Source organism: Haloarcula limicola (assembly GCF_010119205.1).
In the GTDB taxonomy this organism is placed as follows: Archaea; Halobacteriota; Halobacteria; order Halobacteriales; family Haloarculaceae; genus Haloarcula; species Haloarcula limicola.
Genome location: NZ_WRXM01000003.1, coordinates 143,558 through 169,092, shown reverse-complemented (window position 1 = coordinate 169,092; position 25,535 = coordinate 143,558). Strand labels below are relative to the sequence as shown.

Here is a 25,535-nt window from a genome sequence, read left to right as displayed (position 1 = left end):
GCCGACTGAACCCCCGTATCTTATAGTCGCTCATCATCATCTACCGTGTATGACCGATGCGTACATCATCGGCGCTGGACAGTCGGACTTCGGGTCGTTTCCCTCGGAGTCGTACCGATCGCTGTTCGACGACGCGTTCGACGAGGCCCTCGAGAGCGTCGACGGGGAGTTCGACACCAACCGGATCGACGAGGCCTTTCTCGGCACGCTCGGCGTCGGCGGCCGCCAACTGGGGCTGAGCGGGCCGGCCGTGACCGAACACCTCGGGCTCCACGGCATCCCGACGACGCGCGTCGAGAACGCGTGTGCGGCCTCCGGGTACGCGCTCCGACAGGCCGTGATGGCCGTTCGCTCGGGGATGGCGGACATCGCGCTGGCCGGTGGCTACGAAGTGATGACCGACATGAGCGGCGACCACACGAAGTGGTGGCTCGGCGTCAGCGGCGAGACGGAGTGGGAGCGCCTCTCCGGGACGACGTTCGCGGGCGTCTACGCGCAGATGGCGAGCGCCTACATGCGCGAGTACGAGGCGACGAAGGAGGACATCTCCCGCGTCGCGGTCAAGAACCACGCCAACGGAGCCCAGAACCCCCACGCGCAGCTCGGCTTCGAGTGCTCGCTCGAGGACGCGATGAACGCCCCCGACGTCGCCGCGCCGCTGAACCTGTATCACTGCTGTCCGACGACGGACGGCGCGAGCGCGGTCTTCGTCGCAAGCGAGGAGGTCGCCCGCGAGCTCTCGGACGCCCCCGTTCGGGTCGCGGGCGCGGGCGCGGCGAGCGGTCGCGTCGGCCTCTTTCAGCGCGACTCGCTGACGGGTATTCCGGCCTCCGAGACGGCCGCCGAGCGCGCGTACGACGAGGCCGATGTCCGGCCGGACGACCTCGACTTCGCGGAGGTCCACGACTGCTTCGCCATCGCCGAACTCGCCGCCTACGAGGACCTCGGCTTCTGTGACCGGGGCGAGGCCCCCCGACTCCTCCGAGAGGGGGTCACCGACCCGGACGGGGAACTGCCGGTGAACACCTCCGGCGGTCTCAAATCGAAGGGCCATCCCATCGGGGCGACGGGGACCGGACAGGTCGTCGAAGCGTTCTCCCAGCTCCGCGGCGAGGCCCACGTACAGGTCGACGACCCGAGGGTGGGGCTGACACACAACGTCGGCGGCTCCGGCGGTGGCGTGACCGTCCACGTCTTCGAGCGGGTCGACGGGGGTGAACTATGAGCGCCGACCGCGGAATCGTCGCGACCGGCGTCTACCTCCCGCGGTCTCGGCTGGACGGCGAGGAGATCGAAGCGGCGTGGGGGACCGGCGCGCCGGTCTCGCGGGCCGCCGTGCCGACGGCCGACGAGGACGCGCTCACGATGGCCGTCGCGGCGGGCCGAAACGCGCTCGATAGCGGCGACGCGGACGCGAGCGACGTCGACCACCTCGCGATCGGCACGACGACGCCGCCGCTCGAAGAGGAGGAGTTCGCGCCGCGGGCCGCGTCGGCGCTCGGCCTCGATGCGGACTGCGTCTTGGAGGCGGCCACGCAGAGCACGGTGGCCGGCGCGGACGCGCTCCTGTCGGCCGCCGCCGCCCCCGGTCCCGCGCTGGCCGTCGTCTCGGACACCCCGAACGGCGACCCGGCCGAGGTCGGACAGCGCGTCGGTGCCGGTGCCGCCGCGTTCCTCTTCGACGAGGGCGGCGCTGTCGTCCTCGCAGACTCGGCGACGCGCTCGCGCGACGCGCCGGGGCTCCGGTTCCGCGAGCGCGGGGCCGACGGCGTCGAAGAGCTGGACATCACGACCTACGAGCGCGAGACGACCCGCGACCTCGTCTCGACGGCCGTCGAAGCGCTCGACGTCGACCACGAGGCCGTCGATGGCGCGAGTTTCCACCAGCCGACGCCGGATATCCCGCATCGGATCGCCGGCGCGCTCCCCTACGACGCGGAGGCGGTCGCGCGGGGCACGCTCGTCGACGACGTCGGCGACGCCGGCGCGGCGACGCCGGCCATCGGCTTGCTCGCGGCGCTGGGCGAGAGCGACCCCTCGTCGACGACCGTCGCGGGCTTCTTCGGGAGCGGAGCGACGGCCGTCGCGCTCGCGTTCGAGACCCGGGACGCCCTCGATACGGGCGTCTCGGCGGCCGTCGAGAGCGGCGTCTCCATCCCGTACACAGCGGCGCTACGCGAGCGCGGCGTCGTCGGCGAAACGGAGGTCGCCGGCGGCGGTGCCCACGTGAGTCTCCCCTCCTGGCAGCGGACCATCCCGCAGCGATATCGGCTCGAAGCGGGTCAGTGCCCCGAATGTGGGGCAGTCGCGTTCCCGCCCGAAGGAGCCTGTCCCGACTGTCACGAACGCGTGGAGTTCGAGACCGTCGAACTTCCGCGGACCGGCGAGATCGTCGCCGTGACCGTCATCGGTCAGGGCGGCGCGCCGCCGGAGTTCGTCGAGTTCCAGCGCCGCGACGGGCCGTTCGCCGTCGCGATCGTCGAAGTCACCGCCGGGGACGGGTCGGCTCGGTTCCCCGTTCAGCTGACCGACTGCGAACCCGACGAGGTATCCGTCGGCGACCGGGTCAGCGGGCGGCTCCGGAGAATATACAGCGTCGAGGGCGTCACTCGATACGGACTGAAGTTCGTCCCCGAGTGACTCAGTCGTCCGAGGAGTCGAATCCGAGGTTGCTCCACATCTCCGCGACGGTCCGGCGGACCTCCTCGGGATAGGAGGTCTCGTAGGTCACCCGCGGCGCGATGTACTCCTCGTCCCAGCGCGGGTCCCACGTGGCGTTGATGAACAGCCGCGACCCCGGCTCGCCGTCGGTCCGGTACCGCGGTGCGGTCGCGGCTGGGGCGCTCGGTTCGCTGAACACCCAGTCCTGAGACGGGTGAGCCTTCACCCAGATGTCGTCTAGCGGGCGCGAGAGGTCCGCAGCCGAGGTGTTCTCGTCCAAGATGAGTATCTTGTCGAACAGGCTGGAGAAGGCGAAGAGCGTGTTCGACAGTTGCCACTCGAAGCCGGCGTACAGTATCTCGGAGGCGACGACGCACATGCCGAGGCTCATCTCCGCGGGGAGGCGAATCCACTCGACGGGCTCGATGCCCCAGTAGTTGTTCACGCGGTAGTTCAGGCGCGCCGACTCGGTGATGCCGACCAGTTGGACGTCGTCGGTGAGCGGCGTTCCGAGCGGGACGAACGGGACGAGCGGCGACTCGCGGTGGGCCACCGCGTCGACGCTCACGTCGACGACCTCCGTCTCCATCGCCAGTTCCCAGGCCGTTCCCCCGTCGACCGACGGCTCCGATCCCGCCTCGAAGTCCGCGACGCGGCCCGAGAAGAGGACTTCGGACGTGGCTGGGACTACCCGTCCCTCGTGGGTCGCCGTCGGCACGGCGTCGGACTTCGTCCCCGGACGGATGCTCCCGGTCTGGGATCGGTCAAGCCAGTGGAGGAGTGTGTTGGTCACCGCCGCTCCCGGCACACCGAGACAGAGCGACACCTCGGCGCTGGACGTCAGGCCGCTGTCCGCCGGGACGACCGCTCGGACGCGATGCGTGCCGCGGACGGACCCGCGGACCGGAAGCCACCGCGTCTCGTCCCCGTGTTCGAAAGCGAGTACGCCCAGCGTGAACGCGGGCGGCGCGCCGGGTTCCAGCGGCGGCAGGCCCAGCGAGTAACAGTCAGCGTCCGACGGGTCGGCGAGCAGGTCCGTCTCCGCGGGCTCCGTCGCCGCCGCCAGCGGCGCGGCGACGCGCTCTACGACGCGTCGGTACGACGCGTCCGTCTCGAGGCCGAGCGCGGTCGCGATGCGCTTCCACGGTCTCTCCGAGCTCTGTGTCACCTGCTCCGGTCCCGCGAACGCCCCCGAGACCGGAGTCACGACGCCGCTCGTTTCGGTGAATCGCACCGCCGGCCCGTTCGAGCGGGCCGCTTCCGCTGCGACTGCGGCGACGTCCTCGTCCGAGACGCGCTCGTCGACGTCGAGGAGGTCGTCGTTCGCCGCCAGCGCGTCGACGCCCTCGCGGAACGAGCGCGCGTCCGTCATTCGTCTACCTCCCGGTCGGCGTCGGCCGTCTCGGCGGCGGCACTCGCTAGACCGGCCGCTTCGAGTATCTCGCGCGCACGCCGTCTCCGTTCCGTGTCTTCGAGCCCGAAACCGCGTTCCTGACCCTGGCCCTCGGGACGCGTCGCGTCGATGTACGTCTTCGCCGTCTTCGCCTTCGACGTCCCCATCTGCACGTCCCCCTTCTCCTCGGGCGTCTGATAGATGTTGAGCGGCACTTTCGGCATCGTCTCCGCGCCGAACTGGTGGAAGTCCTCGTCCGGGTCGGCGTACAGCGCCATCGCCTCGAGTACCGCGCGCTGGTCGAACGGGTCCACGTCCGAATCGACGAAGACGAAGAAGTCCACGTGGAGCATCCCCCACGTCGTGAAGATGAAGTTGGCGAGCTCGTGGAGGTACGACGGATTGGTCGTATCCGTCGAGACGACGTAGACCGTTCGCGGCGTGAAGGGCCACGGAGCCAGTTTCTCCACGTCGAACCCGACCGCCCGGAGGCCGAGCGTCGCGTCGGGACCGACGCACGCGACTTCCATCGAAGAGGTCGTGTTGTGCGCGTACCCGACCTCCGACCACTCGACGGTGAACGGGATGTGGGGTCGTTCCCGGTGCGTGATCGCGTCGATCTCGAGGACGGGCATCGACCGACGCGGACCGTGCATGTACCCGAAGTAGTCGCCGTAGGGCCCCTCGTCGAGGCGACTGTTGGGGAGGATGCGCCCCTCGAGGACGATCTCCGCCGTCGCCGGGACGCGGAGATCGTTCGTCTCGCAGGGGACGAGTTCGACCGGTGCGCGTTTCAGCCCGCCCGCGAACTCCGCTTCGCTCCGCCCGGTCGGGATCCACATCATCGAGACGCACTCGACCGCCGGCTCCGCGCCGACGGTGATGGCGACCGGCATCGGTTCGTCGTGGCGCTCGTACTTGTAGTAGTAGATGTTCGGCGTCTGCTCGCCGGCGAGCAACAGCACGCTCGCCCGCGTGTTGTCGTGGAACATCGCGCGATGTGACGACCAGTCCGTCCACTCCGTGTCCCTGTCGTCCGCGATGAGCGTGTGTAGGTTCGAGTAGCGCCCGCCGTCGCCGACGTGGAGGAACGGCCACGGGAACGAGAGGAGATCGACGTCGTCGCCGGTGTGGACGGTCTCCTTACACAGTGCCGCCTCGCTGTCGACGACTGTCGGCGAGATGGGCGAACGCAACCGGTCGATGACCGCCTCGTAGAAGCTATCGGTCGTCAGGTCCTCGCTCAATCCCAAGGCCATCGCGATGCGCTTCCACGGTTTCCGGCGCGCTCCGCGATACGGGTCCCCCACGAGCCGAGCCGAGGAGTCGTCGCTCACGTCTTCGAAAACCGGAATCGCCGAGTCCTGCTCGTTGGCTCGCATCGTCACCGCGCTCGCCTCGAGGTTCCACGAGATCCGCTGGTCGATTCGATTACAGACCCCGCGTTCCGCTAACCGCTCTAGGTAGTCGCGAAAGCTGTCGACGGCGTCGCCCTGGCGATCAGTCATTTACTGTCACCGAACGAACTGGAGAGATCGTCCCGGATGCGCTCCGCTTTGGCATCGAGATAGGCGTCGAGTAGTTCGGGGTAGGTCTCTCGCATGTACGCGTTTACGATGGTCCGGACGGCGTCCGAGACGGAGTCGAACTCGTCGACCGCGACGAGATACTGTAATAGCGCTCGGGCGTCTTCCGACCGGGCGTTGATGACGTTGGACTCGGTGCGACTGTACTCGATGCACTCCTGGAGGATCTCCTCGTCTATCTCCTCGAGTTCCGGGTTCGCCTCCAGTATCTCGATGTACCAGTCCTCCTTGATGTTCTCGTGGGGACCGCGAACGACCGTGAGCGGCTCCGGGTCGTCGAGTTCTGTCTCGGACTTCGCGACGCGCGCTCGCGTGACGAAAATCTCCTTCGTGTCCGTATTTGTCAGTTGCAGACGCACTTCGCCTTCGGGGTCGTCGGGGAGATTCTCTTCGGCAGTACTGTATCTAGTCATAATGGGTACTCACGAGCGGAGTCTCGGAACCTAGAACGGTGTATACAGCGGTAATATATATAGCTATGCCTGCTGGCCTGTCGACAGCTGCGGAACGTCGTCGAGGGACTCGCCCGTCGTCCGATATCGGTGAGGGCGTTCGTCGGTCCGTTCCACTAAGCCGAGTTTCGCAGCGTGGGTGAGGTGGGCCGCCGCTTCGCCGGCCCCCATCTTGGCGTGGATCCCGGACATCTCACCGAAGAGCGTCCGAGCGACGGTCCAGGGCGTGACGGCCTCTCCGTCGGGGATCGCTTCGCAGCTATCGGCGATGCGTTCCCGATGGTGCGCTCTAATGACCGCGATGCGGTCGTCGAGAGACACGAGCGGGCCGTGCCCCGGCCGAGCCGTCTGCTCCACGTTCCAGTCGCCGATGCGGTCGAGCGTCCGCAGATACGTTTCGAGCGGGTTGCCGGCGGCGGTCCGAGTGTCGCTTCCGCCGACGTTCGGCGTGTACATCGGGAGCACCGCGTCGCCGACGTAGAGCGTCCGCTCCGCGCGAACCGCGACGTGGCCGCGCGTATGTCCGGGCGTGTGCTTGAGTTCGAGGTCAGCCACGCTGTCCCCGTCCTCGTGGCCGACCACCGGGACGCTGTCGGGCATCGGTGACGGCGTGTCGCTGTCGCGAACGTCCGAGACGATCCGCTCCGGCACGCCCCACGAAGTGAGCGTCTCGGCGTCTCGTTCGACCCGCCGCCGGCGCTCGGTCCCGTAGTCGCGGATCAAGGGGGCGTCTCGTTCGTGCATGTGCAGCGCGGCGTCGGCGGCCGTCGCCAGCCGCGGCCCGAGCCCGGCGTGGTCCGAGTGCCAGTGAGTGAGGACGACGTCTTCCACGTCGGCCACTTCGAGTCCGTACGCTTCGAGGCCGTCACGGAGGACCTCCCACGGCTCGTCACCCGGCGGGCCGGGGTCGATGACGACGCCTCGCTCCGGGAAGACGTACGCGCTGTTCTCTCCCTCCGGACTGCCGTGACTGTGAGCGATACGGAACGGGTTCATCTCACGTCGAACAGTTCGGCGGCGGTCCCATAGAGGATGCGGTCGACGGCGTCCGACGGCAGCGAGAGCGAGCGGACGGCCTCGGCGTTCTCGCCGATCCCGGGGACCATCGGACCCGGCCAGTCGGTCCCGAAGAGCACCTGGTCTACGACCTCCGCCAGCCGCGGGAAGTGCTCCAGCAAGTTCGACGGCGGGATGGACGAGATGTCGAAGTAGACGTTCTCGTGTCGGCGGAGGAGGAACCAGGCCTCGTCCGTGTACATCGGCCGTCCGCCGTGGGCCATGACGATGTCGAGGTCGGGGAAGTCCACGGCGACGTCGTCCAACGGCATCGGATCCGCCAGCCGGGAGCGAGCGCCGGGGAAGATGCTCGTTCCCGTGTGCACCATCACCGGGATGTCGGCCTCCGCACAGCGCTCGTAGAGGCTGCGCAGTTCGTCGAGCCCGCGATAGCCGGGGTCCGAGAGGTAGTCGTTGGCCTGTATGTTCTGATGCGGGGGGTGTATCTTGATCCCGTCCAGGTCGAGGTCGTCGATGGCCCGGTCGAGCTCCGCTTCCGGGTCGTCGGTATCGTTCGGGTCGAACCCTCCGAACGCGAGGATGCGCTCGGGAGCCGTGTCGCGGAACTCCGCGGCCCATTCGTTCACGTCGTGTGTGTACCCCAGAATCGGCGTCACGTAGTTGATGATCGCCGCTTTCTCGACACCCTGCTCGTCGAGGTACGCCACGAACTGTTCCGGGTTGCGAGCCAGTTCCACTTTCTGGTCGAACCCGTGCCCGTGTTCGCGGAGCAGTCCACGGGCGTCGTCGTCGAGTCGCCAGAACGGGTTCATGTGGACGTGCGCGTCGATGATGCGTCCGGTACCATCGGTATTCGTTGCGCTATCGGTCATAGCTCTCAGAACGACCGACGCCTCCTTATAAGTGCTGGTGCGCTGATTCGGCGGGCCGACCGCTTCACTCCTCGCGCGGTTCGACGGAGATAGCGACGTCGCCGGTCCGCGGGTCGAGGTCCTCGAACTCGATCCGCAGGGGAGTCTCACAGGTCGGACAGACGATCGCCACGCGCAGGCTCCCGTCCTCGATGCTGTCCGGTATCTCGCCGTCCTCTTCGAGCGGGTTACCACACGCTGGACACTCGGTAACGTCGTATTGCATGTGTCAGCGACGGATACGCTCCGGCGATATAAAAACGGTCGATACCGACGTCACTCGAACCGGCCGGTCTCCTTGTAATCCCGGCCGAGTTCCACGTAGTGTTCGTGGACCATGGAGATCTCCTCGCGCTGCGTCTCGCTCAGCGGTCGCGTCTCCGCCGGGACGCCGTAGGCTAAGTGCCCCTCGGGTATGGTCTGCCCCTGCCTCACGAGACTCCCCGCCGCCACGAGGCAGTTCGACTCCACCGTCGCACCGCGCAACACCGCGCTGTGCATCCCGACGAGAGAGTGCTCCTCGACGGTGGCGTAGTCGACGACCACGTTGTGTCCGACGGACACCTCGTCTTCGAGCGTCGCCCCGTGAAGCATCGTGAACTCCTGGACGTTACACTCGTCGCCGACCGTCGTCGGCATGTCGCTCTCGTCGCCGCGCAGGCAGACGAACGGCCAGAGACTGCTCCGTTCGCCGACCGCGACGTCGCCGACGAGGTACGCCATCTTCGAGACGAACGCCGAATCCGCCACTATCGGGGAAGCACCGTATATCGACTCTTGCACACGGTACGTGTGTTCGGCCAGTCACATCGTTCTTCCGCTGTTGCACACGCCGGACGAACTGACGCCGACTGCAAGGGTGCGCCCGACGCGTAGTATTAACACTTATACCGTCTCCTGTGTCGTTCGTACATATGCGGGTAACAGTACTCGGTGCCGGCACCATGGGCCACGGTATCACACAGGTCAGTGCGATGGCCGGCCACGACGTCACGCTTCGGGACCTCGACGACGACCTCGTCGCCGACGGCATCGACGCCATCGAATCGAACCTCGACGGCGGCGTCGAACGCGGGAAGGTCACGGAGGAAGAGAAGACGGAGACGCTCGGACGCATCACGCCGGAGACGGATCTGTCGACCGCCGTCGCGGGGACCGACCTCGTCGTCGAGGCCGTCCCCGAGAAGGTCGACCTGAAGAAGAGCGTCCTCTCGGAGGCCGAGGAGGCCGTCGAGGATGACGTCGTCCTCGCGACCAACACCTCGTCGCTCTCGGTGACCGAGCTGGCGAGCACGCTCGACCGGCCGGAGCAGTTCGTCGGCCTGCACTTCTTCAACCCGGTCCACATCATGTCGCTGGTCGAGACCATCGTCGCGGAACGGACGGCCGACCGCACGCGGGAGTTCGCCGTGGACTACATCGAGAGCATCGACAAGACGCCGGTCGTCATACGCGACACGCCGGGATTCGCGTCGTCCCGGCTCGGCGTCACGCTCGGCGTCGAGGCGATCCGGATGGTCGAGGAGGGCGTCGCGTCGCCGGAGGACATCGACGCCGCGATGGAACTCGGGTACAACCATCCGATGGGCCCCCTCGAACTCACGGACGTCGTGGGACTGGACGTCCGTCTCGACATCCTCGAGTACCTCCGAGAGGAACTGGGCGAGCGGTTCAAACCGCCGCAGTTGCTGAAGCGGAAGGTTCGCGCCGGCAAGACCGGACAGAAAGCCGGCGAGGGGTTCTACGTCTGGGAGGACGGCGAACGCGTCTCGATGAGCGGGCAGTGGGGTGACCGATGACCGACGACCCGGCGGCCGTTCTGGAGGCGGACTACGAGACGATTCGCGTCGACCGAGACGGGGAGGGCACCGCCACGGTCACCATCGACCGGCCGGACGCACGGAACGCGCTGAACGGGACCGTTCGTGCGGAGCTGACCGAGGTCCTTGAGGCGGTCGAGGACTCCGACGCCCGCGTCGGCGTGATCACCGGCTCCGAGGACTGTAACGCCTTCGTCGCCGGTGCGGACGTGAGCGAATTCCGCGACCGGGGGATGCTCGAACAGCGCGACGCGAGCGAGCGCCCCCGGATCTACGAGACCGTCGCGGACCTGCAGACGCCGATGGTCGCTCGCATCAACGGACACGCGCTCGGAGGCGGCCTCGAACTCGCGACCGCCTGCGACATCCGAATCGCCCAGCGCGGGGCCAAGCTCGGCCAGCCGGAGATCAACCTCGGCATCATTCCCGGCGGCGGCGGCACGCAGCGGCTCCCCCGACTGATCGGGGAGGGGCAGGCGATGAAGCTCATCCTGACGGGCGATCTCATCGACGTGGACGAGGCCCACGACATCGGGCTCGTCGACGAGGTGAGCGACCCTGAGGGGTTCGACGACTGCGTCTCGGACGTCGTGACCTCCATCGCCGAGAAGAGCCCCGTCGCGCTCCGATACGCCAAGGAGAGCGTCCGGGCCGCGTCACGGATGAATCTGGACAACGGCATCGAGTACGAGGCCGAGCTGTTCGCCCAGCTGTTCGCGACCGAGGACAAGGACGAGGGTATCGACGCCTTCTTCGAGGATCGAGAGCCCGAGTGGAAAGGGGAATGAACCGGATTCAGCGGCGCGATACCGCCACGTATATGCACCCGGAAGATGATGAACGAACGCAGGAACGGTACTCGTACCGCTGGCTGGCACTCGTACCCAGCTCTGCCGTACCGAACGCTTACCAAGTGTCTGTCCATGTGCTTCCGTCGCTGTCTCGCGGGGCGATCCGTTCCTGTTTCACTTCTTCGACAGCGACGGTCGACCGGCCGATGAGTATCGAGACCGCCGAAGCCTCGCTTCCGACGCGGTATCGTAGTGCATGATAGTCACACCCAAAGCCAGCAATACATGAGCGCTATCGTAACTGCCGACGAGACAGTCGTACGGGTAGCCGCCAGGGACTCACCGCGGCTGCTCTCAGAAACGAACGCGACCGCGGACGGTATCGTTGCGGGAGTAGGAACGACGGGCGTACGGGCGATCGAGCCGCTCGTCATGGCGACTCGCCGCGGCCGAACCGCGTTCTACACGCGGTGTTCCCCCGAACGGATCGAGGAAATCATCGAACGGGCCGGCGAATCTGACGGCGGGCCGCCCGGTACACCGGACGCCGTCGCCGAACACGACCCCGAGGCGACCCGGCTTCCAGTTCCCGAGGCGTCCGGACTGAGTACGGGCGTGCGGGACGTACTCGGCGGCTGCGGGTGGCGGCGACCGGCGAGTCCGTCGGACCACGAGCGGGCCGGCGGATTCCCCGACACGGAACCCGCGACGGTGCTGGAAATCGGGCGACAGCTCCGTGGCAGAGGGTGGGGGGACGCCTGTCACGACGAACTCGTGGCGGACGCGTGGCAGACCGTCCGCGACGCGGACGAGGAGACGACGCTCGTCGTGAACGGCCACGGGAACGACGGTGACGCGGTGTTGCTGGCGAGCGCTCCGTTCGAGGTGCTGGACGGCGTGGCCGCCGTCGCCCGCGCCGCCGATATCGACCGGGTGGTCGTGTACGCATCGGCCGACGACGAGCGACCCGTCGAGACGCTCCGAACGGCGGTAGACGACCACCCGAACCTCCAGACGCCGCTGGACGTGGTGACGGGCCCCGCGGACTACCGGGCGGCCGAGCCGACGATGGCCGTCGAGGCCATCGAGGGGAACCATCGACTGGAGGCCCGACTCCGACCGCCCGATCTGGAGGACGTGGGAGTGCACGGGCGTCCGACGCTGGTTCACACCCCCAGAACGCTCGCGAATCTCTCGGTAGCGCTCCGCCGGAAATCGCCACCGGCCTCCCGCGTACTGACGCTGACGGGTGACGTCGCCGCGCCCGCGACGATAGAGCTCCCCGAGTCGGGGACGATCTCCGAAGCGCTCTCGGCCGTCTCCGTGGAGGGGACGGTCAAAGCCGCTTGCGTCGGTGGTCGGTTCGGCGGACTGACCCGAGACCTCGACGTCGCCGTCGACCCGCACTCGCTCTCGCAGGCGGAACTCGGGACGGACGGCACGATCAAAGTGCTCTCCGCGGACCGATGTATCGTCGGATTCGTCGGACGACTGGCTCGGTTCGCGTCCGAGGAGAACTGCGGTCGGTGCGTACCGTGCCGAGAGGGAACGACGCAGTTGACGGACCTGCTCCGCGACGTCTACGACGGCGAGTACGCCCCCGACCGCATCGCGGAACTGGTTCGCGTCATGGAGACGTCGAGTATCTGTGCGTTCGGCGTTCAGGCCGCCCGTCCGGCCCGGACGGCCATCGACGTGTTCGAAGCGGAGTTTCGGGCGCACGCGGACGGGCGCTGTCCGGCCGGCAGCTGTGACAACGCGATAGAGGTCTCGTAACATGAGTTCGGAGAACCAAGCGACGACGGATGCACCGCCACTGACAGAGGAGATCGCACCGGGGACGGCGACCGACCCGCCGGTCAGAAGCGAGGAGTCGGTCACCGTGACCGTCGACGGGACGGCGGTGACGATTCCGCCGGAATCGACCCTTATCGACGCCGTAGAGGCCGTCGATACCGAGGAATCCGTCCCCGCGCTGTGTCACTACGGCCGAGAGGAGATCGGTCCGCGCAGCGAGTGTCGCACCTGTATGGTCGAGACCGACGCCCACGGCGTCGTCCCGGCCTGTAGCTTTCCGCCCGAGGAGGACATGACTATCCGAACCGATGCGGACGCCGCTTCGGAAGCGCGGGACGTGAACCTCGATCTGGTCCTCTCGGACCACAACCTCCGCTGTACCACCTGTGGGAAGAACGGCCGCTGTGAACTGCAGGACGCGGCGATCGAACAGGAGGTCGAGGAGCCCCGCTACGGCGTCCTCGACGACCGGGGCGAGTACGAGCCGCTGGACGACTCCTCGTCGTTCATCCAGATCGACCGGAACAAGTGTATCCTCTGTAACCGCTGCGTCGAGGCCTGCAACGACGTGCAGGTCGAGGGCGTCCTCCGCATGGAAGGGTCCGGAAAAGACACGCGCATCGGGTTTCAGAGCGACGCCGAGACGATGGACGACTCGGCGTGTGTCTCCTGTGGCCACTGCGCGACCGTCTGTCCGACCGGGTCGCTCGTCGAGAAGGGCATCGAAGACGCCACGACGCTTCCGTTACCCGGGTTCACGCAGAAAAACAGTATCGGTAAGGTCCACGAAAGCTCCGGGTCGTCCACCGGCCCGATGACACCGAAGAAACACGACAAAGAGCCGACGAGCGACACGCCACCGAGCGAAGCGTCGACGAGCGACGACGAAGGGACCGACGAGACCGACGTCTGGACGGACGATGCGAACAGCGGTGAGTGGCCATGAGTGACGACGAGATGGACGGGGTGGCGGGGTATATGCAACAGGCCAAAGATCGAGCGATCCAGAACGTCGAGCACTTCGCGGAAGGCGTCGCCGCGGAGACGCTGCCGGAGGGGAAACTGTTCGAGATCGCCCAGTCGGTCGGCGACAAGCGACTCGAAGAACTGAACGTCGCCGACACCACCTGTGGCTACTGCGCGGTCGGCTGTCGGTTCGACCTCTACTCGGACGGCGAGGAGATCCTCGCCGCGCGCCCGACGGCCGAAGAGGACGCGCCGGTCAACGGCATCTCCACCTGCGTAAAGGGCAAGTTCGGGTACGACTTCGTCAACTCGGACGACCGACTGACGTCGCCGCTCGTCCGCGACGAGAGCGGGGAGTTCCGGACAGCGACGTGGGACGAGGCTCTCGAACGCGTGGCCGAGGGACTATCCCGGATCAAGGACGAACACGGCGGCGAGTCGCTGTCGGTCATCGCCTCCTCGAAAGCGACCAACGAGGACAATTACCTGATGGGCAAGTTCGCCCGCCAGGTGTTGGGTACCAACAGCATCGACAACTGCAACCGCCTCTGTCACTCATCGACAGTCGCCGGCCTCGCCCGGACGTACGGCTACGGCGCGGCCTCGGTGAACATGGACGACATCGAATCGACCGACTGTTATCTCATCACCGGGTCGAACACCACGGAGGCCCATCCCGTCATCGGGACGCGCATCAAGCAGAACGTCCGCGACGGCGCGGACCTGCTCGTCTTCGACCCCCGCGAGGTCCAGATCGCCGAGTACGCGACCCAGTACAGCCGCGTCAACCCGGGCTACGACGCGGTCTGGATAAACGGCATCACGCGCTACATCGTCGAGAACGACCTCTACGACGAATCCTTCGTCGAAGAGCGGACGACCGGTTTCGAAGCGGTCTCCGAGGCGGTGCGAGAGTTCACGCCCGAGCGCGTCCGAGAGGTGACCGGCGTCCCGCCCGAGGAGATCGCGTCGGCCGCCGAGACGATCGCGGCGGCGGACACCTGCGTGTTCGGCTGGACGCTCGGCCTGACCGAGCACTCCCACGGGACGGAGAACGTCATGGCGATGGCGAACCTCGCGGCGGTGACCGGGAATCTCGGCAAGCCCGGCGCGGGCGTCTCGCCGTTCCGCGGCCAGAACAACGTGCAGGGCGGCGGTGGCGACATGGGGCCGCTCCCCGACAGTTTCCCGGGGTATCAGGATATCGCCGACGACGAGGTCCGAGCGAAGTTCGAGGACGCGTGGGACTGCGACATCTCCCCGGAGTACGGGTACTACACCACGCAGATGTTTCTCGAAGCCGACGAGGGAAACCTCCGCGGCATGTACATCATCGGCGAGAACTCCGCCCTCTCCGAACCGGGGGTGAATCACGCCGAGGAGGTGCTGGAGAACTTAGAGTTCCTCGCGGTGCAGGACCTCTTCGTCACCGAGACTGCGAAGTACGCCGACGTCGTCCTCCCGGCCTGTTCGTTCGTCGAGAAGACGGGGACGTTCACGAACACCGACCGGACCGTGCAGAAGGTCAATCGGGTGATGGAACCGAAAGGGGACTCCCGTCCCGACTGGCGGATTCTGCAGGACCTCGCCGGTCGGATGGGACGCGACTGGGACTACGACTCGACGGCCGAGATCATGGAGGAAGTGAACTCGCTGACGCCGCTTTACGGCGGCGTGACTCACGACCGAGTCGAGAACGAGGGCGGTCTCCAGTGGCCCTGTTGGGACGAGAACCACCCGGGGACGGAGCGGTTGTACGAAGACGAGTTCAACACGGACGACGGGAAGGCCCATCTGCAGGCGGTCGGCTACAGCGAACCCGCCGAAACGCCCGACGAGGAGTACCCGTTCACGCTGACGACCGGCCGCGTCCTCTACCAGTACCACACGGGGACGATGACTCACCGCGAGGAGGGAATCATGGAGTACACGCCGAGCGACTTCGTCGAAGTCAATCCAGCGACGGCAGAAGCGTACGGCATCGAGAGCGGTGACGCGGTGACCGTCGAATCCAGGCGGGGCGAGATCACCGTCCCCGCACAGGTGACCGACCGCGTCGGGCCGGAGACGCTCTTCGCGCCGATTCACTTCGCCGAGAGCGCTGTCAACCGGCTCACCGACGAAACCCGCCTCGATCCGTCGGCGGCGACTCCCGAGTTCAAGGTCTCCGCGGTCCGGATCGCTCCCGCAGACGACGGCGCTCTGGGAGAACGGACCCCCACTCGTGAAGTAACCGACCGCCCAGAGGCGCTCGAAGGGGGCGACTGACGATGGCTAACCCCACAGACGTCTACCCGAACGACGCCACTAACGGAGAACGCCGATTAGAGACTGGCGACGGCGAGGCGGCGCTCCGTGAAGTACTCGATCGCCACGGCGAAGCGCTGGCAGCGGCGGTCGAGCGAACTGACGAAGCCGAAGACGCGCTCGAGACGGCGATACTGATGCTCGCCACGGCCGACGAGGACGAGATAGCGCATCTCACGGCGTCGTCGGCCAACCTTCTCGAGGCGGCAGACGGGATCTCGACCCGAGAGACGGCCGAGCTCGCCGCCGACGTCGGAGCGAACGCGAGCGAACTCGCGGACGCACTCGACACCGTGGTCGCGCTCCAGCGAACTGGCGACCTCGACGACCTCGTTGCGATAGCGACCGCTTTCTCGGATTCGCTCTCCGCTGAGGAGATCAGCGACTTGGCCACGGTCCTCGAGGAAGGGGGAGGAGAGATGATCGAGACCCTCGAGATGCTCCTCGAGCTACAGCGTGAGAACCACCTCGAAGAACTGGTCGAGCTGGCGACCACGCTCTCGACGCTGGAGATAGACGCCGACACTGCAGCGGGTCTGAACGCGATGCTCTCGGCGCTCGGTGAGGCGCAGCGCGATTCCGAATCGGTCGGGCCGTTGGGACTGCTCAGTCGCCTTCGATCACGGGACGCTCGCGCAGGGCTCGGGTTCGTCGTCGAGCTTCTGACGGCCCTGGGAAGCCGAATACGGCGACGATGAGTACGAGACCGATAGGCCGCGGAACAGTCTGCCCGTCCCGTTCCATCGGCTGTCAGCTGACACGCGACGGAAATCGGGAGTCCGTAGACGAACTCGGTTTCGAGCGATAGCCGAGAATCGATAAGACAAACTGGCCTCGACAGAACAACTCAGTACATGACGCAGAAGTCCAGCGGGTCCGAGGGTCAGCGCGCGTCTATCGAAGATCTCTCACCGAGTGCGAAGCTCGTCTACAAGACGCTTCAGTACGAGGGAGAACTCACGCAAAAACAGCTCGTAGAGAAGACCGCGCTCGTCCAGCGGACAGTTCGGTCCGCGGTCCATCGGCTCGAAGCGGCGGACGAGATCACCTCACGGACCAAACTCGGAGACGCTCGACAGAGCGTCTATTCGATCGCGGATACCTCCCAGGAGACGACGACAGATCAGCCCGAGTACGTGCGAACGGACGCCCACTCGAGCAGATGACGCAGTCGAGATCGATGGTGCGGGTTACTTCGAGGACCCCGAAGTCGCCGATCGCTTCGCGCTTCTGGTCGAGACCAGCGAATCTCGCCGGTCTGTCGCTGGCGGCGGCGATCTGCGCAAGCTAATCGCGTGTCTCGTCGATATTGCCGGTATCGAACGCCTGATTCGCGAATTAGAAACGAAAAGGGTAGCATCAGTGAATGGCTGACCGAGGGTGAGCGTCGGACAACCCCTCGTGAGTCAGCAGAAAGGAGAGAAGAACGCGTTCGACCTCCACGAGACAGTGCCGTTCGCGCTGGTGGATTCGCTGGAAGCGATCGACTCGCATCGGATCGCTCTGCTCGTCGAGTGTTTCGAGGACCATGTCGAGTCTCTCGTGGTCGCCCTAGTGCCGGAAGACACAGCATTCGACGACGGAACGAACCGGGTTGCTGCGGTCTGAGCAGCAACTGTGTTCGGCGTAGTGAGCGGGTCCGGACGCCAATATCAAAGCGACTCACCGATCGAAGATTGGCCTCAACGGGTAGTGTCTATCGTGTACTCCCGAATATTGGGAAGCTCCCACTCGTATCGGACTGCGACGAGCCGCGTTCCGACTGTGATCCCAGCGCACCCACCGGCCGCGAGGAGCCCCCCTCCGGCGGTCATCGAGATCACCCAGTAAGTACACCCACCGAGCAGCGCGCAACTCGCATAGAAATCCTCGAGGAGGATAAACGGTGGCCGGTCGAGCAGAATATCTGCGAACGCCCCGCCACCGACGGCGTTGATCGTCGCGATAGCGATCACCCCGAACGGAGATACCCCGACGTTCGTCGCGACGATCGCACCCGTCGTCGCGAACGCACCGAGCCCGATCGCATCGGCGGCGAGCGAAAACGGATGGCGGTCGGGGTCCCTGAGATACACCGAGAGAACTACGGCCAGAATCACACCCAGCATCCCGAAACCGATGTTCGTGAGCGTCTGGAGGGAGAGCGGAACGCGCAAAACGAGGAGGTCCCGTGTCGTTCCGCCCCCGAACGCAGTCACGAGTCCGACGACTGTTACACCGAACGGATCAAAGCCCTCTCGAATGGCTTTGCTAGCGCCGACAAGCGCGAAAGCCGCCAGTCCAACGGCATTTACGACCCAAAACAGCGAGCTATCTAGCATCAGTTACTGTGGTTTCCGTACTCGGAGCGCCTGATTGAATCTGTCGCTTCGAGGGTGAGTGCGGCGTGTTCGGGTAGCCGAGATGGAGTCTCGAATGTCGATAGTGGGCGGCGACGGCCCTCTGGGCCCGCCATCCGAAGACGGTGGGCTGCGCTATCGGTCTGTTTCGACCCGAATGCGAACTTCAATTTCGTCGGGATCGCGAACGACGAGACCGCCGTCTGTCTCGGTGAACGGAACATCGCTGGCTTCGAGACGATCCTGAATTGCCTCGAGCGCTGCCCGTTCTGGGACGAGTAGCTCGAACCACGACAGTCCCCGCCCGCTGACCGGGCCCGTCCGATGGTTCCACGTGTTCGCCCCGATGTGGTGATGGTAGCCGCCAGCACCGACGAAGAGCGCGGCCGGCATCTCCGTTTGGACCGCGAATCCGAGAGTGTCCACGTAGAAGTCGTCGAACGTCTCCAGCGAGGACACTTCGAGGTGTACGTGTCCGAGGTCCGTCTCTGGAGGGAGTCCCGAGTCACCCGTGGCAGCGGCTTCCACCGCCTCGAGGTCGAGGGGATACGTCCCCATCTGAATACGCCCGTCCTCACTGCGCGGCCAGCCTTCACGCGGGTAGTCTCGGTAAATCTCGATGCCATTGCCCTCCGGGTCAGTCAGGTACAACGCTTCGCTGACGCCGTGATCGGACGCGCCGCCCAGCTGCCAGTGCTCCCGAATGCGGGCTAACGCGTCACCTAACGCCTCACGCGAGGGAACGCGGAACGCGTTGTGAAAGAGTCCCGTACTCGACTGGTGTCGTTCGAGCGCATCCTCAGCACCCTCCAAGACGAGGAGCGGTGTGCCCGCAGCACCGAGGACGGTCCGAGCGTCGGATTGCCGAAGCACGCTGAGCCCGACGATATCTCGGTAGAACTCGGTCAGCTCAGAGAGGTCATTGACACGGAGTGCGGTTCGTCCGATACGTGCGTTTTGCGGGAGTTCGTTCGAGTTCATTGAGGTCATAGTACGGGACGTGAGCAGCGCTTATCTGTCTGTGGTCCCCGCCTGAGACGACTCGCGGGAGCGACCTGCCTGTTCGAACAGCGCACGCTCTACCGACAGCGCTCCGGGGCCACTCAAGGCGAGTGCTACCGCGATCAAGGCCAGCGTGAGCGTCAACTCGATCCCGCTGCCCGCGGCTGGATACCCGTTGGGAAGATGGACGAGCACTGTGGCAACGAGCATGTCGATGGCGACTAACGCGCTCGTGATTCGAACGGCCAAGCCGGCTACCAACAAGACGCCACCGAGGAGTTCGAGGAGACCGACACCCCACGCCGCAACCGCGGGGAGCGGAACGCCGAGACCTCCCAAGAAGCCCGCGAAGCCGGAGATCCCCATCGCTTTCGGCCCGACTGCGAAGACTTTGCCGACGCCGCCGACCAACATCGGAATCCCGAGGGCCAGTCGAACGAAGGCCAGGCTCCACTGCGTCGCCGTCTCGGAGGAGCGCCGCTGTGGCGCGCTCTCGACCATTAGCTCTCCACCACCGATTGCCCGCCGGTCGTCTGAACGACCCGGTCCGCGACGCGGGCCGCGAGTTCGGCGTCAAGTGACTCGGCCAACGTGCGATCTGCGGCGGCGGCACCTTGGTCGACAAACTGGTCCGTCACGTTCGGGCCCGCGTTCCCGGTGGCACCGAGAACGAGTACCGTCTCGCTTCGTAGTTCCATTACAGTATCTAGTTTGAATGCAAACCCACATATAGTTCAGGCGACAAGCATGTAACCAGGTTATGGCGACCCAACCATCGGAGGGGGACGGTGAGGAACCGACCGACGTCGAACGGCGGAACGCGGACGTCTGTACCGTCGTTGGCGCAGTGGAAGCGGTCGGGTCGAAGTGGAAACTCATCGTCCTCAACGACTTACGGGGCGGGGAAAAGCGGTTCAACGAACTCAAACGGTCGACGGGGGCGAGTTCCTATACGCTCTCTCGCGTCCTCGACGGCCTGGAGACGGAGGGATTCGTCGAGAATCGCAAGGAGTTGGCGTCGCCGGTCGCCAGTTACTACTCGTTGACCGAAAAGGGCGGTGACCTCTGTCCGGTGTTCGACGCCCTAGACGAGTGGGGAACCGACTGGCTCGAGTGAACCGCCTCGGATCGTCCGAGGCGACCTGTCGTCTCGTGCTACCGAGAGAACGTCGCTCTCGCACGACGTGACCCTGGGACGGGTCACACGACTGCAACGAGAACGGAATACGCGTCCACGGGGAAGAAACGTGACCGCTCGTTTACGGCCACAGTCCACGCGCTTCGTGTGCGTCCGCGATCCGTGAGAGCGCGACGATGTACGCCGCATCGCGCCAGGTGACGTCGCGCCGTTCGAACTCGGATCGAACCGCGTCCCAGGCGGCCTGCATCTCCGCTTCGAGTTCGTCGTTGACTCGTTCGAGCGACCAGGCTCGCCGGTTGATGTCCTGGAGCCACTCGAAGTAACTGACCGTAACACCGCCGGCGTTGGCGAGGATGTCGGGAATCACGGCGATGTCCCGCTCCGCGAGAATCGAATCGGCCGTCGGGGTCGTCGGACCGTTCGCGCCTTCCACGACGAAGTCCGCCGCGATCGCGTCCGCGTTCTCCTCGGTGATCACGTTCCCCAAGGCGGCCGGAACGAGGACGTCGACGTCGAGCGTGAGCAGCTCGTCGTTCGATATCACGGTGTCGGCGTACGTAGTGACGGCCTCCGGTTCCTCGTCGTGTGATGGGACGGCCGCCGTCTCGATCCCGTCCGGCTCGTACATCGCCCCGTTCACGTCACTAACCGCGACGACGGTCGCACCCCACTCGTCGAGGAGGCGGGCCGCATTCGCTCCGACGCTCCCGTAGCCCTGAATCGCGACGGTCGTGTCCTCGAGTCGCCGGTCGTAGTACTCACACACCAACTGCGTGATGATCGCTACGCTCCGTCCGGGGGCCTCCTCGCGCCCTTCGCTCCCGCCGACGACCGGCGGTTTCCCGGTGACGACGCCCGGCGTCGTCTCGCCCTCCTGCATCGAATAGGCGTCCATCAACCATGCCATCGTCTGCGGGTCGGTACCCATGTCGGGAGCGGGAATGTCCTGATTGGGTCCGATGTTGTCGCGCAGTTCCTGCGCGAATCGTCGGGTGAGCCGCTCCTTTTCCTCGTCACTCAATTCCTTCGGATTGACCGCGACGCCGCCTTTGGCACCGCCGAAGGGGAGGTCCATCACGGCACATTTCCAGGTCATCCACATGCCGAGGCCGACACACTCGTCCCGAGTGACTTCGGGGTGATACCGAAGCCCGCCTTTGAACGGCCCTCTCACGCTGTCGTGCTGGGCGCGATAGCCCGTGAACACTTCGACTGACCCGTCGTCTCGCTCGATGGGGACTGTCACCTCGTGGACTTTCTTCGGATGTTTGAGCCGTTCGACGATGTTCCGGTCGATGTCGAGGTGATCGGCCGCGTGGTAGAGCTGTCGTCGAGCAGTTTCGAGCGCGGACTCCGGGCCGGTCGACTCCGCCGAAGCGTCGCCGGATTCGTCGTGGACGCTCTCGGTCTCCGATGCCATCGTCATTCGAGTGCTGTCAGGCGGTTTCGCATCGGGCCACCGCAATCAGGACACTGGCCGGGATCGTTCTCTGCGACGATAATACTGCCACACTCGAAGCATTCGTACGGCGTCTCTTCGTCCGATTTCGGGTTGACATCTCTCATTGTAGGTCACGAGCGCCCCGTAGCGGCGGGGTACTCGTTATAGGTGTAATAAGTGTATAAGGGAATATCTGGGGGTTGAGTACCTAGCCCCGATCCAGCTAACGGGTTCGTTATTCAACCGCCCTCGTAGAAGCCGCTACCGAGAGTTCGTTCTCCTCGAATAGCGCGGCGAACAGTTTCCGCTGGACGGTCCGGACGTGCTGATAGAACGCGGGTGGGGAGATGTCGAGCATCGCCGCGATCTCCTCGCCCGTGTTCTCGCGCGGCGATTCGAAGAACCCGCTGTAGTACGCCGTCTGAATCACTTCCAGCTGCCGGTCCGTCACCGCCTCGAGGAACTTCGAGTAGAGGTCGTGTTCCGCGGTCTGATCGAGCGTCTGCTTGGCACGGAGCTCGACACCGGTGAACGTTTCGCGGACGAGCCGCGCGATCGTTCGGACGTCGATGCTCTCCGGAATGTCGATAACGAGCGTCGTCGTCGTCGGCCCAGCAGTCGCTTCACGGAAGACGGCACCGTGATCGGCCAGATCTAAGGCGAGGAACGGCTGTGTGAGTCGGAGCTGCAGCACGCCTCCTTCGGTATCCGCGCTGATCTGTCGTACCGCGTCGATACCCACCAACTGCGAGGCGGCGTCCGCAACGTCGGTTACCGCCCCGTCGTCGACGGTCACGAACACGTAGCTGCCGTCCGTCGATTGCTGGACGCCGCCCTGGTACGAGAGGGTGCACTCCGTCTCCCGTGCGAGCCGTGAGAGGACGAACGAGGAATCGTCGATGGCGAACTCGACGCGTGTCATCGACGTCGTGAGCAACGCGTTCTTCCGCTCGATCGCACTGAGGGCCGACGCGATGGTGTCGCCGAGTTCCGTGAGGACCGCTTTCGTCGTCTCGTCGAACGCGTCTTGCGTCGGTGCGTACACCGTCAGGACGCCGTGCGTGAGATCGTTGTAGACGAGCGGGATGCCGAGGACGGAGAGGTAGTCCCGAGAGAGAGCGTCCTTCCGCCACGCTTCCTCGCGGAGCCCGGCAGCGACGTTCGTCACCATCGTCACGTTACCGGTGGCTGCGGTTCGACCGGCCGGTTCCGCCTCCGACTCGGCGATGTCGAACGATTGGCTATCTAGGTAGCCCCGTTCGGTGCCCGCCCAAGCCCGCGGCTCGAGGCTCTCGCTCGCCGGGTCGACCGTGCCGATCCAGGCGAACCGGAACCGGTCGTCGGCAGTCAGGAGTTCACAGACCGTGTGATCGATCTCCTCGCGCGTCTCCGCTTGCACGAGCGCTTGGTCGATCTCCCGAATCGTCTCGTTGATGCGGTTCAGCGCGGTCAGTTGCTCGTTTCGCGTTTGCAACGTGCGATCCTGTTCGCGGAGTCGGGACTCGCGCGTGACGCGGTCGAGGGCCGCCTCGGCGGTTGCAGCGAGTAGGTCAGCTAACTCTCGGGTCACCGCATCGAAGATGCCGACTCGGTCCGAGCCGGCGACGAACACGCCGTGGTTGCCGAGCGGGATGTAGGCCGCGCTTCGGAGGTCGGTCGCCCGGTTTTCGAGTCGGTCCGAATCGTGGACGTCGTCGAAGAACAGCACTTCGTCCTCGACGAAGCTGTGGCTCGGAAGCGTCTCGCCGTTCGCGGGAACGGTCGGGAGCGGCCCGTTGAGCTCTTTCATCGTCGCCGAGTGCGCCGCGGGCCTGAGTTCGTTGGTATCGCCGTCGAAGAGATAGACGGCACTCGCATCGAGATCGAGTACCCCCGGGGTGTCGTCGACGACGTGCTGAGCGATCTCCCGGTGCGTCTCGGCGTAGAGGAAATCGCGGGCCGTTTCGTGGAGCGTCGCGAGGGCCTCCTCCCGTTGTTTCCGTTTCGTGATGTCCCGACAGCTGAAGAGGAGCGTGCCGTCCTGGATCGAGACCTCCCGAACATTGACGAGCAGCGTGTGTTCGCGCCCGGCTTTGTCCGTCACCGTGGTCTCGATGTTCTTGAGGATCCCGTTCTCGGCGAGTTCTTCCCGGTCGAAGAGGTCGCCGCCGAGGAGGTCGTCGATCGCGCCGAGTTCCCGGATCTCCGCGGCCGTGTACCCGAAGATGAAGTGGACGTTGGGACAGACGTAGGTGTATTCCCCGTCCTCGTCCGTGATGAGGATCGTATCGGTCATGTTATTGAGCGTGACGCGATGGAGCTCCTCCGACTGGCGGAGGTTCCGTTCGAGGTCGACGCGTTCGGTGACGTCGACGCCTTCGACGACGACCGAGACGGGGTCGCCACGCTCGTTTTCGACGGGACGTACGGAGAGGTCGACGACGCGCGGATCGTCGACGTGTGGCGGCTGTAGGACGACCGCACTGCCGAACGACCCGTCGAGCGCCTTCTCCACGAGTTGTTGGATATCCTTGTTTGTGCCGTCCGGGCGCGACCACCACGGAAGTGTCCAGAACGGCTCGCCGACGACCGCGTCGATATCCGCGTCGATCATCTCCCGTGCCGTCTGGTTCACGCGGGCGAGTGACCCATCCGGGTCCAGTACCCAGGTCGCCGTCCGCGTGTCGTCGAAGATCGCGTCGAACTGTCTCGCGCGTTCTCGTCGCGTGGCCGACCGCTGTGCGGACCGAATCGCGCGTTCCGCTCGGGTGACGAGCTCGTCGGGCAACTGCTCGGCTGGATCCGTAAGCGCGATATAATCGGTGACGCCGGCTTCGATGGCGCTGCTGGCAACGGCTTCGCTTCCATCCGTAGTCACGAGGAGAAACGGCAGCGTGCTGGTTTCGCTGCGGACCGCTCTGAGGAGTTCGATGCCGGTCGTCTCCGCGAGCGCGTACTCGCTGATGAGACAGTCCGCCGCTCGCTCCCGGACGAGCTCCATCGCCGCCGCTTTGGTTTCAACCTGCTGTACGGTCGCACCGATCCGGGTGTCGAGCGTCGTTGCGAATTCCGCGAGCCACTCGCTCGACCCGACAACCAAAACGGTCGACGATTCGAGAACGGTCGGGGGGACCCCGTCTCGGTGCCGTTCTGAACCGCGATGTTCGCTCATTGCTTGTTCAGCATCAAACCACAGAGAGCTAAAACTGTTTGGTGTATAACCATTCAGGGACGAGACGCGGGATATGTAACGTGACGAACTGTTTCCCCTCCGTTCACGCCAAGAGGATGTCACTCGTTTTATCGTCCTCACGGACGAGCGTTCGCTTGATGCCGGAGATCTACTTCGAAGACATCAAAGAGGGCACAGTAAGAGACGTCGGCAGTTACACCGTTCCGAAAGAGGAGATGGTCGCGTTCTCCGAGCGGTACGATCCGCAACCGATACATATCGACGAGGAGGCGGCGTCGAACCACGTATTCGGAGAGATTATCGCCAGTGGCTGGTACACCGCCTGTATCTGCATGCGACTGCTCACCGATGCCTTCCTCCGTGAGACGGTGAGTATCGGCTCGCCCGGGTTAGATACGCTATCTTGGTCGACGCCCGTGTACGCTGGCGACACCCTCACCGTCGAAAACGAAATTCTCGATACCCGAGCGTCGAGAAGTCGCGACGATCGGGGCTACGTGCGCAATCAGACTCGCGCGTACAATCAGGACGACGAGGAAGTGATCTCGTGGACCGCGACGACCATCGTGCTCTGTCGTGGTGCCGACTGAGTCCCGACTGGCTCTCTATTCCCGCATGCAGTGTCTTCCGCCTCTAGCCTACCCACTTGAAACAGCGAAAAGCGGATTGGTCAGTCCCACTTAGCACGGCCGTCGAATGAGACCCAGTCTCGCCCCTAACTGCTCTGTCTGCTAGAGCA

At 65.4% G+C, this 25,535-nt stretch carries 26 protein-coding genes; 12 read left to right on the top strand and 14 right to left on the bottom strand.

Translation table 11 applies throughout. From position 1 onward, the window contains the following. The first annotated feature begins 49 nt into the window (after positions 1-49). Together GO488_RS15825 and GO488_RS15820 are read left to right on the top strand one after the other, a co-directional pair. Complete coding sequence (locus tag GO488_RS15825) at positions 50-1,225, top strand: thiolase domain-containing protein (RefSeq protein WP_162318816.1); 1,176 nt, start codon at positions 50-52, stop codon at positions 1,223-1,225. After that, positions 1,222-2,640 carry a zinc ribbon domain-containing protein gene (locus GO488_RS15820; RefSeq protein ID WP_162318815.1) on the top strand — a complete coding sequence of 473 codons (1,419 nt, stop codon included), beginning with the start codon at positions 1,222-1,224 and terminating at the stop codon, positions 2,638-2,640. Before GO488_RS15825 ends, GO488_RS15820 begins: the two co-directional genes overlap by 4 nt. A 1-nt stretch (position 2,641) precedes the next feature. On the opposite strand, the gene GO488_RS15815 is transcribed toward GO488_RS15820, so the two are convergent. The 7 genes from GO488_RS15815 to GO488_RS15785 all read right to left on the bottom strand — a co-directional run bounded on the left by GO488_RS15815 (position 2,642) and on the right by GO488_RS15785 (position 8,803). Then, a complete protein-coding gene (locus GO488_RS15815) occupies positions 2,642-4,033 on the bottom strand; it encodes a UbiD family decarboxylase (RefSeq protein ID WP_162318814.1) in 1,392 nt (463 codons plus the stop codon). Beyond that, positions 4,030-5,562 carry a UbiD family decarboxylase gene (locus GO488_RS15810; RefSeq protein WP_162318813.1) on the bottom strand — a complete coding sequence of 511 codons (1,533 nt, stop codon included), beginning with the start codon at positions 5,560-5,562 and terminating at the stop codon, positions 4,030-4,032. The genes GO488_RS15815 and GO488_RS15810 overlap by 4 nt, the downstream gene beginning before the upstream one ends. Beyond that, positions 5,559-6,053 carry a hypothetical protein gene (locus tag GO488_RS15805; protein WP_206674421.1) on the bottom strand — a complete coding sequence of 165 codons (495 nt, stop codon included), beginning with the start codon at positions 6,051-6,053 and terminating at the stop codon, positions 5,559-5,561. Before GO488_RS15805 ends, GO488_RS15810 begins: the two co-directional genes overlap by 4 nt. Before the next feature lie 63 nt (positions 6,054-6,116). Then, on the bottom strand, positions 6,117-7,088 hold the full coding sequence (locus tag GO488_RS15800) for an MBL fold metallo-hydrolase (protein WP_162318812.1): 972 nt from the start codon (positions 7,086-7,088) through the stop codon (positions 6,117-6,119). Further along, positions 7,085-7,981, bottom strand: coding sequence for an amidohydrolase family protein (locus tag GO488_RS15795; RefSeq protein ID WP_162318811.1), 897 nt, complete (start codon positions 7,979-7,981; stop codon positions 7,085-7,087). The genes GO488_RS15800 and GO488_RS15795 overlap by 4 nt, the downstream gene beginning before the upstream one ends. 64 nt (positions 7,982-8,045) lie before the next feature. Then, complete coding sequence (locus GO488_RS15790; protein ID WP_162318810.1) at positions 8,046-8,246, bottom strand: hypothetical protein; 201 nt, start codon at positions 8,244-8,246, stop codon at positions 8,046-8,048. A 50-nt stretch (positions 8,247-8,296) separates the two neighbouring features. Then, positions 8,297-8,803, bottom strand: a complete 507-nt coding sequence (locus GO488_RS15785) for a gamma carbonic anhydrase family protein (RefSeq protein WP_162318809.1) — start codon at positions 8,801-8,803, stop codon at positions 8,297-8,299. Between the two features lie 131 nt (positions 8,804-8,934). Between GO488_RS15785 and GO488_RS15780 the strand changes: the two genes are divergently transcribed. From GO488_RS15780 to GO488_RS15745, 8 genes are all read left to right on the top strand, one after another. Beyond that, positions 8,935-9,819, top strand: coding sequence for a 3-hydroxyacyl-CoA dehydrogenase family protein (locus GO488_RS15780; RefSeq protein ID WP_162318808.1), 885 nt, complete (start codon positions 8,935-8,937; stop codon positions 9,817-9,819). Then, entirely contained in the window at positions 9,816-10,628 is an 813-nt protein-coding gene (locus GO488_RS15775; protein WP_162318807.1) for an enoyl-CoA hydratase/isomerase family protein, read from the top strand. The genes GO488_RS15780 and GO488_RS15775 overlap by 4 nt, the downstream gene beginning before the upstream one ends. 435 nt (positions 10,629-11,063) lie before the next feature. Then, positions 11,064-12,407: an NADH-ubiquinone oxidoreductase-F iron-sulfur binding region domain-containing protein gene (locus GO488_RS15770; protein ID WP_206674420.1), complete on the top strand. Its 1,344-nt coding sequence runs from the start codon at positions 11,064-11,066 to the stop codon at positions 12,405-12,407. A 1-nt stretch (position 12,408) separates the two neighbouring features. Further along, positions 12,409-13,374: a 2Fe-2S iron-sulfur cluster-binding protein gene (locus GO488_RS15765; RefSeq protein ID WP_162318805.1), complete on the top strand. Its 966-nt coding sequence runs from the start codon at positions 12,409-12,411 to the stop codon at positions 13,372-13,374. After that, positions 13,371-15,662: a formate dehydrogenase subunit alpha gene (fdhF, locus tag GO488_RS15760; protein ID WP_162318804.1), complete on the top strand. Its 2,292-nt coding sequence runs from the start codon at positions 13,371-13,373 to the stop codon at positions 15,660-15,662. Before GO488_RS15765 ends, fdhF begins: the two co-directional genes overlap by 4 nt. 2 nt (positions 15,663-15,664) lie before the next feature. Then, positions 15,665-16,399: a helical membrane plugin domain-containing protein gene (locus GO488_RS15755; RefSeq protein WP_162318803.1), complete on the top strand. Its 735-nt coding sequence runs from the start codon at positions 15,665-15,667 to the stop codon at positions 16,397-16,399. A gap of 156 nt (positions 16,400-16,555) precedes the next feature. Then, positions 16,556-16,867 carry a transcription initiation factor IIE subunit alpha family protein gene (locus GO488_RS15750; protein ID WP_194242924.1) on the top strand — a complete coding sequence of 104 codons (312 nt, stop codon included), beginning with the start codon at positions 16,556-16,558 and terminating at the stop codon, positions 16,865-16,867. 235 nt (positions 16,868-17,102) lie between these two features. Further along, positions 17,103-17,309: a hypothetical protein gene (locus GO488_RS15745; protein WP_162318802.1), complete on the top strand. Its 207-nt coding sequence runs from the start codon at positions 17,103-17,105 to the stop codon at positions 17,307-17,309. A gap of 74 nt (positions 17,310-17,383) precedes the next feature. Here GO488_RS15745 and GO488_RS15740 read toward each other — a convergent pair whose 3' ends face one another. The 4 genes from GO488_RS15740 to GO488_RS19850 form a co-directional block, all read right to left on the bottom strand. After that, positions 17,384-18,022, bottom strand: coding sequence for a trimeric intracellular cation channel family protein (locus GO488_RS15740; protein WP_162318801.1), 639 nt, complete (start codon positions 18,020-18,022; stop codon positions 17,384-17,386). A gap of 153 nt (positions 18,023-18,175) precedes the next feature. Next, a complete protein-coding gene (locus tag GO488_RS15735; RefSeq protein ID WP_162318800.1) occupies positions 18,176-19,021 on the bottom strand; it encodes a VOC family protein in 846 nt (281 codons plus the stop codon). Positions 19,022-19,051: 30 nt separating this feature from the next. Then, positions 19,052-19,543, bottom strand: a complete 492-nt coding sequence (locus tag GO488_RS15730; protein WP_162318799.1) for a DoxX family protein — start codon at positions 19,541-19,543, stop codon at positions 19,052-19,054. Continuing rightward, positions 19,543-19,740, bottom strand: coding sequence for a hypothetical protein (locus tag GO488_RS19850; protein WP_194242923.1), 198 nt, complete (start codon positions 19,738-19,740; stop codon positions 19,543-19,545). Before GO488_RS19850 ends, GO488_RS15730 begins: the two co-directional genes overlap by 1 nt. 62 nt (positions 19,741-19,802) lie before the next feature. On the opposite strand from GO488_RS19850, the gene GO488_RS15720 reads away from it, so the two are divergent. Then, a complete protein-coding gene (locus tag GO488_RS15720; RefSeq protein WP_162318798.1) occupies positions 19,803-20,159 on the top strand; it encodes a winged helix-turn-helix transcriptional regulator in 357 nt (118 codons plus the stop codon). Positions 20,160-20,301: 142 nt separating this feature from the next. Here the strand turns inward: GO488_RS15720 and gdhB are convergent, their stop codons facing one another. The 3 genes from gdhB to GO488_RS15705 form a co-directional block, all read right to left on the bottom strand. Further along, positions 20,302-21,609, bottom strand: a complete 1,308-nt coding sequence (gene gdhB, locus GO488_RS15715; RefSeq protein WP_162318797.1) for a glutamate dehydrogenase GdhB — start codon at positions 21,607-21,609, stop codon at positions 20,302-20,304. Next, entirely contained in the window at positions 21,606-21,749 is a 144-nt protein-coding gene (locus GO488_RS15710; RefSeq protein ID WP_162318796.1) for a rubrerythrin-like domain-containing protein, read from the bottom strand. Before GO488_RS15710 ends, gdhB begins: the two co-directional genes overlap by 4 nt. A gap of 110 nt (positions 21,750-21,859) precedes the next feature. Next, positions 21,860-24,775 carry a bacterio-opsin activator domain-containing protein gene (locus tag GO488_RS15705; RefSeq protein WP_162318795.1) on the bottom strand — a complete coding sequence of 972 codons (2,916 nt, stop codon included), beginning with the start codon at positions 24,773-24,775 and terminating at the stop codon, positions 21,860-21,862. 158 nt (positions 24,776-24,933) lie between these two features. On the opposite strand from GO488_RS15705, the gene GO488_RS15700 reads away from it, so the two are divergent. Next, positions 24,934-25,386 (top strand): MaoC family dehydratase, encoded by a 453-nt coding sequence (locus GO488_RS15700; RefSeq protein ID WP_162318794.1) that lies wholly within the window; start codon positions 24,934-24,936, stop codon positions 25,384-25,386. The last annotated feature ends 149 nt before the right edge of the window (positions 25,387-25,535 follow it).

Excerpts from the sequence above, each read along its gene's own strand:
- GO488_RS15825 (WP_162318816.1), top strand. The coding sequence starts at position 50 with ATGACCGATGCGTACATCATCGGCGCTGGACAGTCGGACTTCGGGTCG.
- GO488_RS15820 (WP_162318815.1), top strand. The coding sequence starts at position 1,222 with ATGAGCGCCGACCGCGGAATCGTCGCGACCGGCGTCTACCTCCCGCGG.
- GO488_RS15815 (WP_162318814.1), bottom strand. The coding sequence starts at position 4,033 with ATGACGGACGCGCGCTCGTTCCGCGAGGGCGTCGACGCGCTGGCGGCG.
- GO488_RS15810 (WP_162318813.1), bottom strand. The coding sequence starts at position 5,562 with ATGACTGATCGCCAGGGCGACGCCGTCGACAGCTTTCGCGACTACCTA.
- GO488_RS15805 (WP_206674421.1), bottom strand. The coding sequence starts at position 6,053 with ATGACTAGATACAGTACTGCCGAAGAGAATCTCCCCGACGACCCCGAA.
- GO488_RS15800 (WP_162318812.1), bottom strand. The coding sequence starts at position 7,088 with ATGAACCCGTTCCGTATCGCTCACAGTCACGGCAGTCCGGAGGGAGAG.
- GO488_RS15795 (WP_162318811.1), bottom strand. The coding sequence starts at position 7,981 with ATGACCGATAGCGCAACGAATACCGATGGTACCGGACGCATCATCGAC.
- GO488_RS15790 (WP_162318810.1), bottom strand. The coding sequence starts at position 8,246 with ATGCAATACGACGTTACCGAGTGTCCAGCGTGTGGTAACCCGCTCGAA.
- GO488_RS15780 (WP_162318808.1), top strand. The coding sequence starts at position 8,935 with ATGCGGGTAACAGTACTCGGTGCCGGCACCATGGGCCACGGTATCACA.
- GO488_RS15775 (WP_162318807.1), top strand. The coding sequence starts at position 9,816 with ATGACCGACGACCCGGCGGCCGTTCTGGAGGCGGACTACGAGACGATT.
- GO488_RS15770 (WP_206674420.1), top strand. The coding sequence starts at position 11,064 with ATGGCGACTCGCCGCGGCCGAACCGCGTTCTACACGCGGTGTTCCCCC.
- GO488_RS15765 (WP_162318805.1), top strand. The coding sequence starts at position 12,409 with ATGAGTTCGGAGAACCAAGCGACGACGGATGCACCGCCACTGACAGAG.
- fdhF (WP_162318804.1), top strand. The coding sequence starts at position 13,371 with ATGAGTGACGACGAGATGGACGGGGTGGCGGGGTATATGCAACAGGCC.
- GO488_RS15755 (WP_162318803.1), top strand. The coding sequence starts at position 15,665 with ATGGCTAACCCCACAGACGTCTACCCGAACGACGCCACTAACGGAGAA.
- GO488_RS15750 (WP_194242924.1), top strand. The coding sequence starts at position 16,556 with ATGACGCAGAAGTCCAGCGGGTCCGAGGGTCAGCGCGCGTCTATCGAA.
- GO488_RS15740 (WP_162318801.1), bottom strand. The coding sequence starts at position 18,022 with ATGCTAGATAGCTCGCTGTTTTGGGTCGTAAATGCCGTTGGACTGGCG.
- GO488_RS15735 (WP_162318800.1), bottom strand. The coding sequence starts at position 19,021 with ATGAACTCGAACGAACTCCCGCAAAACGCACGTATCGGACGAACCGCA.
- GO488_RS15730 (WP_162318799.1), bottom strand. The coding sequence starts at position 19,543 with ATGGTCGAGAGCGCGCCACAGCGGCGCTCCTCCGAGACGGCGACGCAG.
- GO488_RS19850 (WP_194242923.1), bottom strand. The coding sequence starts at position 19,740 with ATGGAACTACGAAGCGAGACGGTACTCGTTCTCGGTGCCACCGGGAAC.
- GO488_RS15720 (WP_162318798.1), top strand. The coding sequence starts at position 19,803 with ATGGCGACCCAACCATCGGAGGGGGACGGTGAGGAACCGACCGACGTC.
- gdhB (WP_162318797.1), bottom strand. The coding sequence starts at position 21,609 with ATGACGATGGCATCGGAGACCGAGAGCGTCCACGACGAATCCGGCGAC.
- GO488_RS15710 (WP_162318796.1), bottom strand. The coding sequence starts at position 21,749 with ATGAGAGATGTCAACCCGAAATCGGACGAAGAGACGCCGTACGAATGC.
- GO488_RS15705 (WP_162318795.1), bottom strand. The coding sequence starts at position 24,775 with ATGAGCGAACATCGCGGTTCAGAACGGCACCGAGACGGGGTCCCCCCG.
- GO488_RS15700 (WP_162318794.1), top strand. The coding sequence starts at position 24,934 with ATGCCGGAGATCTACTTCGAAGACATCAAAGAGGGCACAGTAAGAGAC.